Consider the following 17841-nt stretch of genomic DNA (forward strand, 5'->3'; position numbering starts at 1 on the left):
GATCATCCTTTCGATTGTTGGTGCTCATGGCAACGGGCGAACAACGGTGTTTCCGCTGTCCGCCCGTATTATACCATTGCCTGTAGTGTCTACTTGTGAACGTTGCTTGTCAGATCTTTATTGGGTTCCGCTAGTGTTACTATTTGAAGTAGTTTCTGGTGAACTTGAAGGTGTAGGCGTTGGCTCAGGGCCATTTAAGGTATCCTGAACAAATTCCTTTAATTTTTTCTCACTGCGAATGCCTATAACCTGCGATCCGTCACTTGTAGTTTCCTCTTTGAGCAGATCCATTGGCGGAATTTGCTCACTACCGCCCATGGTACTATCGTACCCAACGGTTGCAAGCTTCCACATATCATTTACTGTCAGATTAGTTTCGATATAAGGCGTAACTTGAGACAGGATATTCGGTAGCTTGATTATGGATGTGGTCTTGATCAGCTTGTCAGCCACAACCTTGAGAAAAGCACGCTGGCGCTCGGTCCGAGTGAAGTCGGAGGTAGCGTCATGTCGAAAACGTACATATTGCAGAGCTTTATTACCGTCGAGATGCTGATATCCTTTTTTAAGATCAATGTCATACTCGGGACCATCTGCAATGGTCTTGTACACCATATCTTTCTCGACTTCATAATCTACACCACCAACGGCATCTACTAGCTTGATGAATCCTTGGAAGTCCGTGTAGACATAATATTGAATCGGGATGCCGAGCAGATCGCTTACAGTCTGCATCGCCGTGTTAGGTCCATAAATGATAGCTGAATTAATACGTTTTTCGCCGTGATCTGGAATCGGAACGTAAGTGTCTCTAAGAATTGAGAATACGCTGATTTTCTTCTTCACGGGATCAAGTGAGGCTACGAGCATTGTATCAGAACGAGGAATTTCTCCCTTCTTGACACCGCGGGCATCTACGCCCATTAGCAGTATATTAACAGGCTCTGTACCTTCCCATTTTGGAGGTTCTGGCGTGTCGACATCAACAGTTTCAGCATTCTTAAATGGTGAATTCTCGGTGTTCGACATGCTGCCAAGCTCAGTGTAGATGGATGTAAAGTAGTAAATGGCTCCACCGATAATAAGGAGGAGTATAATGGCCAGTGTCCAAAGCAGCGGTTTCTTTTTTGACTTACCAGTCTTTGCGTGCCTTTTCTTTCTAGGTGGCATTTCTCGTTCTTCCTTTCGCATTCACATTCTCTACATTATAATTTCTTTTGGGGATACGCGCAATTCATGCTCGATCCTCCAATATCAAGAAGGAGTGGATATAACTTGAACGTAGTAGCTATTGGACAAAAAGTACCGAATTTCACTCTTCCGTCTTCCAACGGGCAAGAGGTTAGTTTAAGTGATTACCTGGGCCGAAAGGTCATTTTATATTTTTATCCTAAAAATATGACACCAGCCTGTACGCAGGAGGCCTGCGAATTCCGGGACGCCCATGATCAGATTACTACGCTTGGTGCGGTTGTTTTAGGCATCAGTCCAGATCCTTTAGCTTCGCATATGAGATTTACGGAGAAGAACAGTCTACCCTTTCCACTGTTGTCTGATGAGGATCATAAGGTCAGTGAAATGTTCGGTGTATGGCAGCTTAAGAAGCTCTATGGTAGAGAATTCATGGGCATTGTACGCTCTACTTTTCTGATCGATGAACAGGGGATCTTAGTGGAAGAATGGCGGAAAGTACGAGTGAAAGGTCATGTAGCATCTGCCATAGCAGGGATTTCCAAATCATAAAGTTTGTTAATAACTTTTTGTAAAAGTCTGTTACATTTTTAACAGCTTTCATAAGGTATTGTCATGATATAGTTTCCTCATAATTGCTTCAAATTTGGAGCAAGACGAGGTGGTGTAGTGATAATGCTGCGTATTGGCCTTGATATCGGATCAACTACTGCGAAAGTGGTTGTTATAGAGCGTAACACTATTGTTTATCAGGACTATGTAAGACATTATAGCGATATAAAAAAAGCAGCCCTCTCTCTTCTATCTGATGTACAGAGCAGATTTCCTGAGAGAGGCGCAGCCCTTACTGTAAGCGGTTCCTCAGGCTTATCTTTATCCAAACTGGGAGGCGTACCGTTCGTTCAGGAGGTGATCGCCTGTACAAAGGCGATTGGCGAGCTGATTCCAGAATGCGATACGGCGATTGAACTGGGTGGTGAGGACGCCAAGATCATCTATCTCCGAGGCGGCATTGAGCAGCGTATGAATACGGCTTGCGCGGGAGGAACGGGAGCATTTATTGATCAAATGGCATCGCTGCTACAGACCGACCCAGCGGGCTTAAACGCATTGGCAGAGAAGCATGAGCGAATCTATCCTATCGCTTCACGCTGCGGTGTATTCGCCAAAAGCGATGTGCAGCCGCTATTAAACGAGGGGGCCCGCCGGGAGGATGTGGCGGCTTCAATCTTTCAGAGTATTGTTAATCAGACGATCAGCGGTCTCGCTTGCGGACGTCCAATTCGCGGACGGGTGGCTTTCCTTGGCGGACCGCTAACCTTCCTGCCAGCCCTGCGTCAGCGTTTTGCGGAGACGCTTGAACTTGCGGAGTCAGATATTCTTTTCCCCGAGCGGTCGCAGTATTTCGTAGCGATTGGATCAGCACTCTCTGAAGCGGATCCTACTATTTTGCCGCTTTCAGGCTGGATCGCGCGAATAGCGGCTGTGGATTTTACAGCGGATCGGGCAGCGGATGCTGAATTACCACCGCTGTTTGAGAACCCCGAAGAGCTTGCTGCGTTCCGTCAGCGCCATGGTAAAGCTTCTGCTGCCAGATCAGACCTGGCTGTGTATCGTGGCCCTTGTTATCTGGGGATCGATGCAGGGTCAACAACAACCAAACTCGTATTGACCGGCTCTGCTGACGAAATTCTACATACCTTTTATGGCAGCAACAAGGGGAATCCCTTGTATTCTGTCAGTGAGGCACTGAAGGAAATGTATCGGGTTCTACCGGAAGGCTGTTATATTGCAGGTTCTTATGTAACAGGTTATGGAGAGGGGTTAATCAAAGCCGCTTTATGGACGGACGGCGGTGAAGTGGAGACGGTTGCTCATTACAAGGCCGCATCTAAGTTCATGCCGGAGGTAGACTTTATTCTGGATATCGGCGGACAGGACATGAAGTGCATCAAGATCCGCGGCGGTGCTATCGACAGTCTAATGCTCAATGAAGCCTGTTCGGCAGGCTGCGGCTCTTTTCTGGAGAGCTTTGCTTCTGCGCTCGGATTAGGTATCGAGGAGTTTGCCAAGTCAGCGCTGGAAGCGGTCAAACCTGTTAATTTGGGTTCCCGCTGTACGGTATTCATGAATTCTAAAGTGAAGCAGGTTCAGAAGGAAGGTGCGTCGCTGGCTGATCTTTCGGCAGGTCTTGCCTATTCCGTAATTAAGAATGCTCTGCAAAAAGTAATTAAAATTCGCAACCCTGAGGATTTAGGGCGGAATATTATTGTTCAGGGCGGCACCTTCTATAACGAAGCCGTATTGCGGGCCTTTGAGCGCCTAACGGGGAGAACGGTAGTCAGACCGGATATTGCTGGCGTTATGGGAGCGTACGGTTGTGCACTGATTGCCCGTGAGCAAGCAGGGGCTGACGGAAAAAGTACACTGCTTGGACCGGAGGAAATAGCCAACTTTAAGTACGAGGTATCTTCAGGTCGCTGTGGCCGCTGTGGAAATAACTGTGCGTTAACGATCAGTCGGTTCCCGGACAAGAGCTTCTACGTTACAGGCAATCGCTGCGAGCGTGGTGCAGGAGGCAGGAAAGAGAAGAATGTACTGCCAAATTTGATGCAGTATAAGTATGAACGTTTCTTTGACTATGAAGCATTACCTGAGGCAGGTGCAGCACGGGGCACTGTCGGTATTCCACGTACGATGAATATGTTCGAGAATTACCCGTTCTGGCACACTTTTTTCACCAAACTTGGCTACCGGGTAATTCTCTCTCCTAAATCAAGCAAGAAGCTTTACGAAAGTGGGATGGATACGATTCCTTCAGAATCGATCTGCTATCCTGCAAAGATGGCGCACGGACATGTGCAGAGCTTGATCGGTAAAGGCGTCGATTTTATTTTTTATCCTGCCGTAGTGTATGAGAAGAAGGAAGATGAAGCAGCGGATAATCATTTCAATTGTCCGGTGGTCGCCTCTTACCCTGAGGTCATTCGCAACAATATGGATGGGCTAAAGGATAATGGAATCACGCTGGTCAGCCCGTTTCTGACCTTTGACGATAGATCTGCGCTGACTAAGGGACTCGTGAAGACATTTACAGGGATTCCGAGAGAAGAGATTGCGAATGCTGTGCAGGCAGGACTTGCTGAAGCTGATCGCGCCAAAAGTGATGTGCGCACCAAAGGTGAAGAGACGCTTGCGTATCTTGCCAGCACTGGGAACAAGGGAATACTTCTCTGTGGTCACCCTTATCATGCGGATCCTGAAATTAATCACGGCATTGCAGATATGATTACCGGTATGGGACTCGCCGTGCTGACAGAAGATTCTGTCTGCCATCTGGACCGAAGTGAAGGGGATGTGGCGGTAGTTAATCAGTGGACCTATCATGCCCGAATGTACCGCGCAGCCCGCCTTGCCGCAGTCCGAACCGACCTGGAGCTTGTTCAATTGACTTCCTTCGGTTGTGGGATTGATGCGATCACCTGTGATGCCGTACAAGACATTATGGAAAGGCATAACAAAGTATATACGCTGATCAAAATCGATGAGATTAGCAACCTTGGCGCTGCGCGCATTCGGCTGCGTTCACTGCTGGCAGCGATGCGCGAACGGGAAAAAGGAAAGGTGCTGCCACAGAAGCCGCCTAAAATACAGGCTAATGTAGCATTCACGAAGGAAATGAAAGAAACGTACACGATCCTTGCGCCACAGATGTCGCCCATTCATTTTGAATTGTTTGAACAGGTCTTCCGCGATGCGGGATACCGTCTCAAGATCCTTGAAACCACTGGACCTGAAGAGACGGAAGAGGGCCTTAGATACGTTAACAATGATGCATGTTATCCCGCTATTGTAACGATAGGGCAGATTCTGTCGGCACTGAAGAGCGGGGACTATGATCCGAATCGTACCGCTGTAATCATGTCACAGACGGGCGGTGGCTGCCGGGCGACGAATTATATTTCTTTGCTCCGCAAAGCCTTAAAGGATTCAGATCTCGAACAGATTCCTGTGATTTCGCTGAATGCTTCTGGAATGGAGAACCAGCCAGGCTTCCGAATCAGTCTTAAGCTGGCAAATCGGCTGATCGCTGCGGCTTGCTATGGTGATCTAATGATGCGGTTGCTAAATCATTTTAGGCCGTATGAGGTCGTTCCACAGAGTGCTGAGCGTTTATTCCGTAAGGGGATGGAGCGCTGTAAGGTCAGCCTAGTCAACTTCTCGTTCCGAGAATATAAACGTCTGATTCGTGAAATTGTAGCTGATTTTTGTAAGCTGCCCGTTACAGGTGCTACTAAACCAAGAGTAGGCATTGTTGGAGAGATCCTGATTAAATTTCATCCGGACGCCAACAACCGCATCATCGAGATGATTGAGGCAGAGGGCGGAGAAGCGGTAATGCCAGACTTCTTAGATTTCATCTTTTATTGCGTGTATAATCCGATCTACAAAGCCGAGCAATTCGGTAAAAGTAAACGGCTAGGATATATTAATCCGATGTTGATCTCCTATCTGGAGATTTATCGCAAGCCGATAAAGGTAGCTCTTGAGGATGCTGGACTGGCTAAAGGACGGGAAAATATTTATGATCTTGCTGAGAAGGCCAGCCGACTGGTATCCGTAGGAAATCAGATGGGTGAGGGATGGTTCCTGACTGCAGAAATGATGGATCTGCTGGATAATGGTGTGAATAATATTGCTTGTATTCAACCGTTCGCCTGCTTGCCCAATCATATTACCGGGCGTGGGATGATTAAGGGCCTTAAGGAGTTGTATCCAGGTGCGAATATCGTCGCCATTGATTATGATGCTGGAGTTAGTGTAGTTAACCAAGCGAATCGAATCAAGCTGATGATGTCGATTGCTAGCAGTCATGAAGGGAATGCTGTGTCTGATTTAGAACCATCACTTAAACCGCTGCAGCAGCCCCTACTTGAAGGCTCCTACAGTTTGACCTGAGCTTAAAAAGGTAACATATAGAAGAAGTGCCTATAAAAAGCGGACCAAGAATTCACTTGGTCCGCTTTTTTGTGCTGATTATTAGTTTGTTGAAGGAGAGCTGGCTACGCCTCTCCACCGTTTCAGATGAGGCAGCTGTTCGGCGAGTAATTTGCGGGCGACAGCCTCATCCATTCCTTCTTGAACCAAGTAGCCTGTACAAATGTCAGACATTTCTTGCAGCGTAATATCAGGCTGTTTAAATGCTCCATCTTCGTAGCAGTATACACAATAATCCTCGATCTTTTGCCCTTCCTTGTTCGTTCCAAGTAGATCTTCCGTAGGCATAGGCATCCCACAGCTTTGACAAAATTTCGGTTCGCCTTGCATTTGCCCTACATGCTCTTGATTCATATACAGCACTCCTTTTAAAAGTATGCGAAGCTTATGAGAACTCGCTTTAAGTACATTATAGAACTATGAATCTGACGACATACCGTCAGGTTTAAAGCGAGGTTGCATATTTTTTGGCAACCCCAAGAGCTAACTCTCCAAGCTTCTGACGAATATGTTCCGGCTCTAGCACTTCTAAAGCCGTTCCGAAGCTGAGCAAGAAACCATAGAGCCATCCGTCCTCGGGATAATGGATGGACACGTTATATCCACCATGTCCGTCCGGTTGAAGCTCAGTGGAGTCAAAGCGATCTTCCGCTAGATGCCTGCCTTCAGCTGTGAAGTGCAGAAGGATTGGCGACACTACTGAGGTTGAAGTCACTCGCTGATAATCAGTGCTCCAGGGCAGCTCATGCATGTCCCTATCTTCTCTAATGAACTCCCGTTTTTCTTTAACGAGTCCTTTCATACGATGCAGCTTGAATAATCTGAAATCCTGGCGTTGCAGACAGTAACCATACAAGTACCATGCTTGTCCTTTTAAGACTAAAGTATAGGGCTCGACAGAACGCTGACTGGACTGCCCCTCGGCATTGACATAATCAAAGGCCACAGTTCTGTTTTCTTCCAGCGCCTCTTTTAGAGTTGCAATCTTCTCTTCTAGGATAGGCTGAAGACCCCAAGGAGAGAAATCGATGATAAGCTGGGTCGTTTTGCTTCGGAAAGCGGCGGTCTGTGAGGGCGGGATTACGCTACTGATCTTCTCCATGAGCAGAGTGTGTTCAGTTCCTCCATAAGAGGAGACGCTTTGCAGAGCGGAAAAAATATCAGCCAGCTCGCGGTCGGTCAATACATTGCGGTCTAACCGGTAGCCTTCCATAAGGCCGATACCACCACCCGATCCCTGATAGGTGACGATAGGAATTCCAGCCCCATTAATACTTTCAATATCACGGTAAATGGTACGCACGGACACTTCGAACATGTCGGCGAGCTCCTTCGCCTGAATGAGACGCCGGTTCATTAGTAGAATGACGATAGAGAGCAATCGATCAATTTTCAAAAATAGAGCCCTCCTTTTCGGATAATTTCGTTATGTAATGATGTACTACATCTTAGCAAATTCTTGAAAATAAAGCATGGATGGAGCCTCGGGCGCTGGGTTTTGCTGGGGGAGCAGGGTTTTCTGTAATTGCTATACTGTTGGCAGGGTATGCATTGATACGTAGTAAAAAGAGCGGTGAATTCACCGCTCCTTGGAAGGTTTTTTAATCTGGGCCTGAATCCGAGTGGCAGCTTTGCCAGGGAAGAGGCGGGCACCAATGTTTTTGCGATAACGGTAAATGATCACAAGAGCTGCTATTACTGCACCACCAGAAATAATCCAAAGCGCATAGGACTCGAACAAATGGAAGATGCCCATCCACTGTGGACCAAACACCTTTCCGATGCTAAGAAACAGCACTACCCAGAATACGGCTCCACTATAAGCATATAGGGCGAATTTACGGAAGGGAAGCGCGATAATACCAGCAAAATAACCTGTAAAGTGCCGTACCCCTGGAATGAAATAACCGATAAAAATTAGAAAGCTTCCGTATTTCTCAAACCATTTCTGTGTTTTTTCTAGCTTAGTAGGTGAGAATAGAAACCATTTTCCATATCGCTGGATAAAGGGCATACCGGCTTTTAATCCGACAAAATAGGTGAGGGTCATCCCAGCAGTGGTGCCTGCAAAAGCAACTACAATTAGCGTAAAGAAATCAAGTCTCCCAGTATAGGAAAGGAAACCGGCAAACGCCATAGTGGTCTCTCCGGGAAAGGGCAGGGCAACGAACTCGAGAAGTAATCCAAAGAATAATACGCTATATCCATATTTAGTGAATAATTCTTGTATAAAACTCAGCATTTCCATAAGATTGTCACTCTCCAAGAGGCAGTTGCCTTATTCTATTTTACAGCTTGTCTTCATACAATCTACCAAATGGCTTTTAAGCCAATAGAATGCTGGAGGTAGAGAAGATGAAGGGTAATAAAAGCGCACACAGCCGCCGAAAGTTGATAAGCGGATTGCTCGTTATGGTTGTAATATTCATCGTAATGCTCGGATGGAGTATAGGGAAAAACTTGAATTCATGGGAGCTCCGATCCTTGCAGCCCGCTAGCGCGGAGTCTGTATCTGTTAAGAATAAGCTTACCGCAGCGACGATGCAAGATTTGCCATCTGCAGTAGAACCCCTCGCTTCTGCATCTCCGGAAGTTCACTCCTCTTCAAGTGCGGCCCTTACTGTGAATCAACTCCCTCAAGCTAATGGGGTAGAGAAAATATCCAAGGTTTCGACAAAGAGTTCTGCAATCACAGCAGCCAAAAAATCTAAAAAAACAGTCTATATTACATTTGACGACGGACCTAGCGATAACACCTTCAATGTACTTGAAATTTTACATCAGGAAGGTGTGAAGGCAACCTTTTTTGTTCTTGGTAATCAAGCGAAAAGCCATCCTGAGCTCATCGACTCCATATGGGAACAGGGCCATGCGATTGGCAATCATACCTATAATCATAATTACCATGATTTATATAGTGGATTCACGGAATTTTGGAATCAAATTAAACAGACTGAAGAGATTGTTCAGGGGATTACAGGGGTTCGGCCACAGCTTATCCGCGCCCCAGGTGGAACCTATGATCATTTTGATAATACCTATTTCAATTTATTGAAGCAAGCAGGTTATAAGGTGATGGATTGGACGGTGGATAGCGGCGATTCTAAACGGAAAGGCGTGCCAGCCTCAGAAATTTTGAAGGAATCCACAATAGATATGAAGTCTTCCCAGGTTATTTTGCTGCTACATGATGGTGGCGGTCATCAAGAGAGCGTCAAAGCGCTGCCGGACATTATTGCACGCTATAAGGCGGCTGGATATGACTTTGGCCTATTGGATGAAACGGTAGAACCTGTACAATTTAGAGTCTCTGCAAAAGCCACTAATTTGGGGCGGAAAAAGCCTTCAGAAGCTTGGGTCGCCTCAAATATCACACCGAATGCGGAGCTCTTTGCGCCTGGAAAGCCATTGATTCTGGAGGTAGGAAAGCTGGAGACGAAGCTGAATCCCGGGGAATATTCCGTGCGAAATGGACAGTATATGGTTCCGCTTCGTGCTGTAATTGAACGGCTTGGAGGGCGAGTTAGCTGGGATGTGAATAGCCGAAGTGGAGAAATAGATTGGAACGGGAAAGCGGTCATTGCCGATGTAATGAACAAACAATTGATTCTAAACCATCCTGATAAGGGTCAAAAGACAATCGATGCGAGGGTAGAAATGATTGGTGGATCGATCTGGGTATCGCTACGAGAACTGCTGGAGACAACAGGTCATCCTCCGCTTAATATAAGCGTTACTGAAGTAGAACGCCGGGTAAAAACATTCTGAAAGAAGAGCTGAGGCTGTCTAGTAAAAAGAAAAAACAAATGTCTGGGCACCCTTTTTCATGGGAAGAATAGATAGTAATAAGTTCCTGAGCTGGGAACAAGTCTATGACCAAAGGATGGGTGTCCCATTGTCCTCTTCATCACTAATTGATCAATTGAAGAAAGATGCCGGAAGTGTCAAAAGCTTCTCTTATCCGCGTAGCCGAAGTGCTCTGATGGAATGGTTAAGGATGCTAACTGTGGCTGGAATTATAGGTGCTTTATATGTTTGGCGAGGAGGTCCGTCTTTGCTGTTTCTCCTGATCGTTGTTGGAGTTATTATGCTCGGTGGACTTATGCTTCAGCTCTCTGGTCCACGGACGATTAAGCTAGTTCGTACAATTACTCCTGCGAGACCGATGGCTGGTAATACACTTCATGTGAAGGTACAGCTGAGCTTCTCTTCTCGGTTGCCTCTCCCTTGGATGACCATTGCCGATTATTGGGGTGATAGCCATCATCAGAAGCTGCTATTTCCTGGATTCAAACGTTCTTTTTCATACACATATACGATTGAAAATTTATCTCGCGGCAATCATCATCTGCTGGGCTGTAGAGTAACTTGGGGAGATTTTCCGGGTTGGTTCACGGGAAGATCTGAACCGGATGGAGGACAGAGTTTTAAGGTGCTGCCAGCGCCTTTATACTTTGGTGGAACTGTACCAGATAGCGGATTTATGACGGGTGACACCTTGTATTCTAGACGGGGAAGAAGCATCAGCGATGAGGCTTTGGAATCCAGGGATTATGAGCCAGGAGATCCACTTAGCCGAATTCATTGGAAGAATAGTGCAAGAACGGGAGCGCTGCAGAGCAAAGTTCCAGAACGGGAAAAGGCAAGAATGACCTGTATCGTATTGGCTAATGACCCGCTCAACTACGAGGTTCCTACAGATGCGCTTAAACCTCGTGGGAGCCGAGACGATTCGCCTCCAGCATTTGAGAAAGCGGTGTCGACAGCGATGGGGCTGATGCTCTCCGCTGAGCGTTCAGGTGCTTATGTTCAGTTGTTTAGCGGCGGTTGGCCAGAAGGTATGGCTAGACATGAAGGTCTGGGTAAAATCCCAGGGAGAGTGCTGGATATTCTGACTGAAATTTCCCTGGATGGCACTAGAAACCTGTCGCTGCTGCTTGATGATGCCTCCCGAGGCTGGATTCCGGGGATGACAGTAGCTATTATCACGGGACGGCTAGAAGAGGAATCTGCCAAGGTGATTGCCAAGTTCTTGATGCAAGGAGTGAAGGTGGAGCTTTATTATGCTTGGGACCAATCAGCACCGAAGCCAGGGGAGGCTCGCCAGCCTGGAAAGGGAACTGTCGGAGATAGTTTGGCTCGTCTTGGAGCACGAATGTTTTGTCTGGATGATGCATTGCCAGCATTCAGATTCAGGGAGGTAGAGTTCCATGAATCATCCGGAAAACCAACACTACGGTAAGGGGAAATCGGGTGATACAGAACTGGCTATGAATGGCTTTCAGTTCAATTTGGGGCAAATAGAGAACAGACATGCCGGTAAGCAGAGAAAGGTACCTCTGTACTATCGTTTGCTGTTCTCTTTGGCCATTATGGGGCTATTTATTGAATGGTTACTCCCTTTATATAGGTCTGCTTTATTAGAAGATACCTCCAAGATGCTACAAGTTCTAATGGTATTGGCGGCAGTGTTGCTGTTATGGGGGATATTTCAGATTCCGGGGTGGCTACTGCTAAGTATTCAATTTCTTATTACTGTTTCAGCATGGATTTACTTATGCAGTGGGGGCGAAGGCATAGGGTGGTTAGGGATTTATGCGGACGAAATTCCGAATGATCTTATTCTGCTTCTTTCTGGACATGTTTCTCAGTTAAGCGAGATCAGCAGGCTTTTGATACTGATTGTAGGTTGGGGGCTATTGGTATCCTCAGTACAGCAGCTTGCACTCTTCCGAGGGAGTACAGTGCTATTCACGGCAGTTACAATCATTTACTTGCTGATCTTGGATATGGGCTTTGACGTCAATACCACAATGGATATTGTGATATCCATGGGTCTTATTTTTTGGATGCACGCGATGAGTGGTCTCCTGCGTCTTCAAGAACGTGAGGGAGTTACTACACTGCCTTATGCGCGTTGGGGAGGGTTGACTTTGGCGACAGCCATTGTCGTGATGGCAACAGCATGGTTCGGTGGGCAGCTGCTCGGGGCAAGACCAACCAGCGAGCTTACGCTGCAATCGACATTTCAGAAGCTGCAGACTTGGGCTTCAGGCCATTTGCCAGATGATAAGGCGTCTAATGCTTCTGGAACAACAGGGTATAGTTCGAATGACGGTGAACTCGGTGCCCCGTTATCCCGCAATACTGAACCAGTCTTTACAGCTATAACTAGCGAGCGTACTTACTGGCGAGGTGAGAGCATTGCTTACTATGATGGCCGCCGATGGATCAGGGGGGGCGAAGAGTTTATGCCGCTTAATCTGTCCGGTATTCCAAAGAATTCTTCATTGATGCTAAGCGGTGAAACTAGGAAACGAACACTTCAACAGCGAATACAATTTGCCACCCCTTCTTCCGGGGGAATTCCTTTATTCAATGCGGGAATAATAACCGATGTTGAGTCGGTTGAACTCTTGGGCGGAAGTAAATTGGGATATGTGCTGTCTAACATAGACAGAGAGAGTTTTCGTCTGCCTGATTCAATAGGCTCTGCACGGATCACAGAATATTCAGTGGAGTCCTTACTTCCTGAGAGCGATCCAGTACTGCTTCGTGGTTTAAGCAGTAACGATCCCCAGGAAATTATGGGCAAGTATTTGCAATTGCCAGATTTGTTACCCGTACGAGTGAGAGATCTGGCGGAGATGCTTACAGCTTCTTCAGGTAACCGCTATGACTCCGTAACTGCCATTAAGGATTACTTACAACATGGATATTCCTATACGTTGAACACAACGGTTCCACCATCCGGATCTGATTTTGTGGATCACTTTTTATTTGAGACAAAACAAGGCTACTGTGTTCATTTTGCAACAGCTATGACCGTACTGCTGCGCAGTGCAGGAATTCCTGCTCGTTATGTCCAAGGCTTTGGGCCTGGGACCTTGCAGGACGATACTGTGCCGGCGAAGTATTTAGTCACCCAGGGCGATGCCCATGCTTGGGTGGAGGTCTTTTTCGCCGGCGCCGGTTGGGTCCCATTCGACCCAACGCCTGGCCCCGCCCTTGCCGCCGGCTTCGCTGCGCCGGCGCTGCCTGCGGCAGCCTCGCTCGCGCCGCAAGCTGCGCGAAACGCGGGCCTGCCCGCCCTGCCGCTGGCGGGCGGGACCTCTGCCGCGCCGCTCGCTGCCGCGGCGCTGCTTCCCGCCGCCGCTTGGCGCTGGCGGCGTAGCCTGGCTCTGCTGCTGGCAACGCGCAGCGCCAGCAGCATGAGCCGCGAGAGGCAGCTGCGCGCTGCCTCTCTAGCTTGGCACGGGCTGGCGGAGCGGTATGGACCGCCGCCGCCCGGTGTCACTGGCAGGGAGTATGTGGACTCCCTGCAGATCTACGATGCCGGACTAAGCGAAGCCGTCCGGCAGTTCGTACGCCAATGGGAGACCCTGGCGTACGCGCCCGCGCCTTCAGCCTTCGTCGCGGCCGATCGCGCGAACGAAATGCCTGCAACGTCTAGAATGTCAGCAAGGTCGATGATATCTGCAATCCCTGCAATGTCTGCGGCGCCAGCATCACCTGCAGAGATCAGCGAGCTTACTACTCATGATGCGTCCGCGTTTATGCGCGAATGCCTGATCATCACCTTCCGGTTAACTTAATCGGTCAGAACAGCTGATGCTGCTATACAATTCCTTCCATGGAAAGGAATGTTCTTCATGAAGTTTAACTCTCTCCTATTATGAGAAGTGTGTTCTCCTTTCCTTGACGATGAGAATTAACCATGAGTATAATGAATCCAATAATCAAGGGAGGCTCGTAATGAATAAGCCAAATGAAATTATCGTCGTTCTCGATTTTGGGGGACAATACAACCAACTTATCGCGCGCAGAATTCGGGACCTGGGAGTATACAGCGAACTTTTGCCGTACAATACGCCGGTAGACAAGATCAAAGCACTTGCACCTAAAGGGATTGTCTTCTCTGGTGGCCCTAGCAGTGTATATGCTGAAGATGCTCCACATGTAGATCCAGCGATCTATGATTTAGGAGTACCGATCTTCGGTATTTGCTATGGTATGCAGCTAATGGCTCACCAACTTGACGGTAAAGTGGAACGCTCCGCTAAACGTGAATATGGTAAAGCCGATATTGATTTTGAAGAAGGTACTGCACTCGTTGCTGGGCTAGAGAGCCGTCAGACGGTATGGATGAGCCACGGTGACCATGTAGTTGAACTTCCAACAGGATTCAAGCTGGAGGCAGGAACTGAAAGTGCTCCAATCGCGGCAATGAGCAATGATGAGCGTAAATTGTTCGCGGTTCAATTCCACCCAGAAGTACGTCACTCTGTACATGGTAATGAGATGATCTCGAACTTCTTGTATCAAATTTGCGGTTGCGACGGCAAATGGACGATGGAATCGTTTATTGATGAAGCTATTCAAGATATTCGTAACCAAGTTGGAGACAAAAAAGTACTCTGCGCACTTAGCGGTGGCGTAGATTCTTCCGTAGTTGCAATGCTTATTCACCGTGCAATCGGTGACCAATTAACTTGTATGTTTATTGATCACGGTCTTTTGCGTAAAGGTGAAGCTGAAAGTGTTATGGAGACCTTCGTAGGTAAATTCGATATTCATGTCGTGAAAATCGATGCACGCGAGCGCTTCATGAGCAAGCTTGCAGGTGTTGAAGATCCTGAACAAAAACGTAAAATCATCGGTAACGAGTTTATCTACTGCTTCGACGAAGAGTCGGCTAAGCTCGGAGATTTCGCATTCCTTGCACAAGGTACACTGTATACGGATATCGTTGAGAGCGGAACAGCTACGGCACAAACGATTAAATCTCACCACAATGTGGGCGGTTTGCCGGAAGACATGAAATTCAGCTTGATCGAGCCACTAAATACCTTGTTTAAGGATGAGGTTCGAAAACTGGGTGAAGAGCTGGGAATGCCACGTGCTATCGTTTGGCGTCAACCTTTCCCTGGTCCAGGTCTTGCTATCCGTGTCTTAGGTGAAGTAACAGAGGACAAGCTTACTATCGTTCGCGACTCTGACTACATTCTGCAAGAGGAAATTGCTAAAGCGGGATTAGACCGTGAAATTTGGCAATACTTCACTGCCCTGCCTAACATGAAGAGTGTTGGTGTTATGGGGGATGCCCGTACTTATTCCTACACAGTAGGTGTGCGCGCAGTAACTTCCATCGACGGCATGACGGCTGACTGGGCGCGTATCCCATGGGATATCCTTGAGAAAATCTCCGTACGTATCGTCAACGAAGTTGAGAACGTAAACCGCGTAGTGTATGACATTACTTCGAAACCACCAGCAACAATCGAGTGGGAATAGGATCGGTGCAACTATAGATTTCAAAAAAACTCTCTTTTATTTGTGTTATTTAGCAAATAAAAGAGAGTTTTTTATTTCTCAAGTAAAGGGTTGTGCTGGAGACGCCGTTTTCACAAATCTTTCATGAACACGTTTTGTTGAAAGGGCTTGCAACCCTCGAAAAGTTATGATAAATTGTACTTGTCTAAAAAATAGACAAGATAAACAAGTACATTTTCTACTAAAGGGGCCAATCAAAATGATGACTATTTCCAAAGAGACACCTCATATTAAACCGAACGGGGTAGAGATCGCTGAATCGATTCTGTTGCCTGGTGATCCTTTAAGAGCTAAGTTCATTGCGGAAACTTTTTTAGAAGATTACCAGTGCTTTAACGAGGTAAGAGGAATGTTAGGATATACCGGTACTTACAAAGGGAAGAAAATCTCTGTTATGGGTACGGGAATGGGTCCAGCGAGTATGGGAATTTATTCTTGGGAATTAATCAATGTATTTGGAGTTAAGAATTTAATCAGAATTGGTACCTGTGGTGCAATGCAAGAAAACATTGAGCTATACGATGTAATTTTTGGTATGGGAGCTGCAACGGATTCCAATTATGGTCATCAATATAATTTACCTGGACAATATCCACTAACGGCTTCTTTTGAGCTTTTGGAGAAAGCTAAGAAAATAGCAGATGATAAAGGACAAAAGGTTCATATTGGTAATATTTTATCCAGTGAAATATTTTATAATGCGGATCAGGCAGCTAATAAAAAGTGGCAGGATGTAGGGATTTTGGGTGTTGAAATGGAATCTGTAGCCCTCTATTGGAACGCTATCCAAGCACGTGTAAAAGCGCTGTGCATTCTAACAGTGAGTGATCATCTTATTACAGGAGCACAGACCACTTCGGAGGAACGCCAAACTGCATTTACTAAAATGATGGAGATCGCATTAGAGTTAGCATAAATGCTTTCCTTCTATGTGAAACTAATGTAAACGATATAAAGTTTATACAGCATGAGATATTGCAAGCCTATTATGTAAAGTCGTTCCGGTTATATTATTTTTAATTACTAGATAAGGGATGAGAGTAGAATGAAGAAATTTAAACGTGTACATTTAATCGTCATGGATTCAGTAGGCATTGGAGAAGGAAAAGACGCGGATCAATTTAACGATGTTGGCTCCCATACCCTATTACACATTGCAGAACATATGAATGGATTAAATCTGCCCAACCTGGCCAAATTGGGTCTGTCCAATATTGAAGAAATCTTGGGTGTTCCAAAAGCTGAGAAACCACTTGCTTATTATACTAAATTACAGGAAAAATCAGTCGGGAAAGATACAATGACAGGTCATTGGGAGATCATGGGTTTAAATATTGATCAACCTTTTAATGTGTATCCAAATGGATTCCCCGACGAATTAATTAAACAGATCGAGGACATAACTGGCCGAAAAGTAGTAGCGAATAAACCTGCAAGTGGAACGGCTATTCTTGATGAATATGGCGAGCATCAAATGAAAACAGGGGATCTGATCGTTTATACCTCTGCTGACCCGGTTCTGCAAATTGCAGCTCATGAAGAAATCATCCCATTAGAAGAGTTATATGATATTTGTGAAAAGGTTCGGGAAATCACCAAAGACCCTGCCTATTTAATTGGTCGTATTATTGCCAGACCTTATGTAGGCCAACCCGGGAAATTTACGAGAACCTCCAATCGTCATGACTATGCCTTGAAACCATTTCATAAAACGGTTATGAATAGCTTGCAAGACGGAGGTTATGATGTCATCGCCATTGGTAAAATCAATGATATTTTCGATGGTGAAGGCGTTACAGAATCCATTCGTACAAAAGACAATATGGATGGTATGGATAAACTGCTTGATGTAATTAAGAAAGATTTCACTGGAATGAGCTTTTTGAATTTAGTTGATTTTGATGCTTTATACGGTCATCGTCGTGATCCGGAAGGCTATGGAAGAGCATTAGAGGAATTCGATAAACGATTAGATGAGGTATTCGATTCCATCCGAGAAGATGATTTGTTAATCATTACGGCTGACCATGGAAATGACCCAACCTTCCCTGGTACAGACCATACTCGTGAGTTTATTCCTGTCCTAGTCTATTCCAAGCAATTAAAGGACAGTGGGGCATTACCTGAGCATGATACCTTTGCTGATATCGGTGCGACTATAGCAGATAACTTTGATGTTGATATGCCAGACAACGGTGAGTCTTTCCTGCCATTTCTTAAATAATTGATATCACATAAAAACCTCCAAAGTTTCTTTTTGGAGGTTTTTATGTTGCGATTGAAGCAGAGAATGACATTCCTTGTCGCTTGAAAAATGAT

Annotated in this window: 12 protein-coding genes; 8 read left to right on the forward strand and 4 right to left on the reverse strand. The window is 46.3% G+C overall.

Annotated features, from left to right (window positions below; translation table 11 throughout):
- Positions 1 to 117: 117 nt before the first annotated feature.
- Complete coding sequence (locus tag ACFWMP_RS30130) at positions 118 to 1170, reverse strand: LCP family protein (protein ID WP_076301084.1); 1053 nt, start codon at positions 1168 to 1170, stop codon at positions 118 to 120.
- Positions 1171 to 1275: 105 nt separating this feature from the next.
- Between ACFWMP_RS30130 and bcp the strand changes: the two genes are divergently transcribed.
- Positions 1276 to 1743 (forward strand): thioredoxin-dependent thiol peroxidase, encoded by a 468-nt coding sequence (bcp, locus tag ACFWMP_RS30135; protein ID WP_042184684.1) that lies wholly within the window; start codon positions 1276 to 1278, stop codon positions 1741 to 1743.
- 123 nt (positions 1744 to 1866) lie between these two features.
- Complete coding sequence (locus ACFWMP_RS30140; RefSeq protein ID WP_379426008.1) at positions 1867 to 6150, forward strand: acyl-CoA dehydratase activase-related protein; 4284 nt, start codon at positions 1867 to 1869, stop codon at positions 6148 to 6150.
- An 81-nt stretch (positions 6151 to 6231) separates the two neighbouring features.
- Here ACFWMP_RS30140 and ACFWMP_RS30145 read toward each other — a convergent pair whose 3' ends face one another.
- The 3 genes from ACFWMP_RS30145 to ACFWMP_RS30155 all read right to left on the reverse strand — a co-directional run bounded on the left by ACFWMP_RS30145 (position 6232) and on the right by ACFWMP_RS30155 (position 8437).
- Positions 6232 to 6543 carry a zinc ribbon domain-containing protein gene (locus ACFWMP_RS30145; RefSeq protein ID WP_231573377.1) on the reverse strand — a complete coding sequence of 104 codons (312 nt, stop codon included), beginning with the start codon at positions 6541 to 6543 and terminating at the stop codon, positions 6232 to 6234.
- Positions 6544 to 6634: 91 nt separating this feature from the next.
- A complete protein-coding gene (locus ACFWMP_RS30150; RefSeq protein ID WP_042184686.1) occupies positions 6635 to 7585 on the reverse strand; it encodes a helix-turn-helix transcriptional regulator in 951 nt (316 codons plus the stop codon).
- A 183-nt stretch (positions 7586 to 7768) separates the two neighbouring features.
- Positions 7769 to 8437, reverse strand: a complete 669-nt coding sequence (locus ACFWMP_RS30155; RefSeq protein ID WP_076285863.1) for a DedA family protein — start codon at positions 8435 to 8437, stop codon at positions 7769 to 7771.
- 107 nt (positions 8438 to 8544) lie between these two features.
- Between ACFWMP_RS30155 and ACFWMP_RS30160 the strand changes: the two genes are divergently transcribed.
- From ACFWMP_RS30160 to deoB, 6 genes are all read left to right on the forward strand, one after another.
- Complete coding sequence (locus ACFWMP_RS30160; protein WP_379426011.1) at positions 8545 to 9957, forward strand: polysaccharide deacetylase family protein; 1413 nt, start codon at positions 8545 to 8547, stop codon at positions 9955 to 9957.
- Positions 9958 to 10015: 58 nt separating this feature from the next.
- Positions 10016 to 11431: a DUF58 domain-containing protein gene (locus ACFWMP_RS30165; RefSeq protein WP_379426013.1), complete on the forward strand. Its 1416-nt coding sequence runs from the start codon at positions 10016 to 10018 to the stop codon at positions 11429 to 11431.
- The gene (locus ACFWMP_RS30170; protein WP_379426015.1) at positions 11400 to 13784 is read left to right on the forward strand and encodes a DUF4129 domain-containing transglutaminase family protein; all 2385 of its coding nucleotides are present in this window, start codon (positions 11400 to 11402) and stop codon (positions 13782 to 13784) included. Before ACFWMP_RS30165 ends, ACFWMP_RS30170 begins: the two co-directional genes overlap by 32 nt.
- A 160-nt stretch (positions 13785 to 13944) precedes the next feature.
- Positions 13945 to 15483, forward strand: coding sequence for a glutamine-hydrolyzing GMP synthase (guaA, locus tag ACFWMP_RS30175; protein WP_042184695.1), 1539 nt, complete (start codon positions 13945 to 13947; stop codon positions 15481 to 15483).
- Positions 15484 to 15724: 241 nt separating this feature from the next.
- On the forward strand, positions 15725 to 16438 hold the full coding sequence (gene deoD / locus ACFWMP_RS30180) for a purine-nucleoside phosphorylase (protein ID WP_379426044.1): 714 nt from the start codon (positions 15725 to 15727) through the stop codon (positions 16436 to 16438).
- A gap of 129 nt (positions 16439 to 16567) precedes the next feature.
- On the forward strand, positions 16568 to 17746 hold the full coding sequence (gene deoB, locus ACFWMP_RS30185) for a phosphopentomutase (RefSeq protein WP_379426018.1): 1179 nt from the start codon (positions 16568 to 16570) through the stop codon (positions 17744 to 17746).
- The last annotated feature ends 95 nt before the right edge of the window (positions 17747 to 17841 follow it).

This window comes from Paenibacillus sp. NPDC058367 (assembly GCF_042723305.1).
Classification (GTDB): Bacteria; Bacillota; Bacilli; order Paenibacillales; family Paenibacillaceae; genus Paenibacillus_AQ.

Excerpts from the sequence above, each read along its gene's own strand:
- ACFWMP_RS30130 (WP_076301084.1), bottom strand. The coding sequence starts at position 1,170 with ATGCCACCTAGAAAGAAAAGGCACGCAAAGACTGGTAAGTCAAAAAAG.
- ACFWMP_RS30140 (WP_379426008.1), top strand. The coding sequence starts at position 1,867 with ATGCTGCGTATTGGCCTTGATATCGGATCAACTACTGCGAAAGTGGTT.
- ACFWMP_RS30145 (WP_231573377.1), bottom strand. The coding sequence starts at position 6,543 with ATGAATCAAGAGCATGTAGGGCAAATGCAAGGCGAACCGAAATTTTGT.
- ACFWMP_RS30155 (WP_076285863.1), bottom strand. The coding sequence starts at position 8,437 with ATGGAAATGCTGAGTTTTATACAAGAATTATTCACTAAATATGGATAT.
- ACFWMP_RS30160 (WP_379426011.1), top strand. The coding sequence starts at position 8,545 with ATGAAGGGTAATAAAAGCGCACACAGCCGCCGAAAGTTGATAAGCGGA.
- ACFWMP_RS30165 (WP_379426013.1), top strand. The coding sequence starts at position 10,016 with ATGGGAAGAATAGATAGTAATAAGTTCCTGAGCTGGGAACAAGTCTAT.
- ACFWMP_RS30170 (WP_379426015.1), top strand. The coding sequence starts at position 11,400 with ATGAATCATCCGGAAAACCAACACTACGGTAAGGGGAAATCGGGTGAT.
- guaA (WP_042184695.1), top strand. The coding sequence starts at position 13,945 with ATGAATAAGCCAAATGAAATTATCGTCGTTCTCGATTTTGGGGGACAA.
- deoD (WP_379426044.1), top strand. The coding sequence starts at position 15,725 with ATGACTATTTCCAAAGAGACACCTCATATTAAACCGAACGGGGTAGAG.
- deoB (WP_379426018.1), top strand. The coding sequence starts at position 16,568 with ATGAAGAAATTTAAACGTGTACATTTAATCGTCATGGATTCAGTAGGC.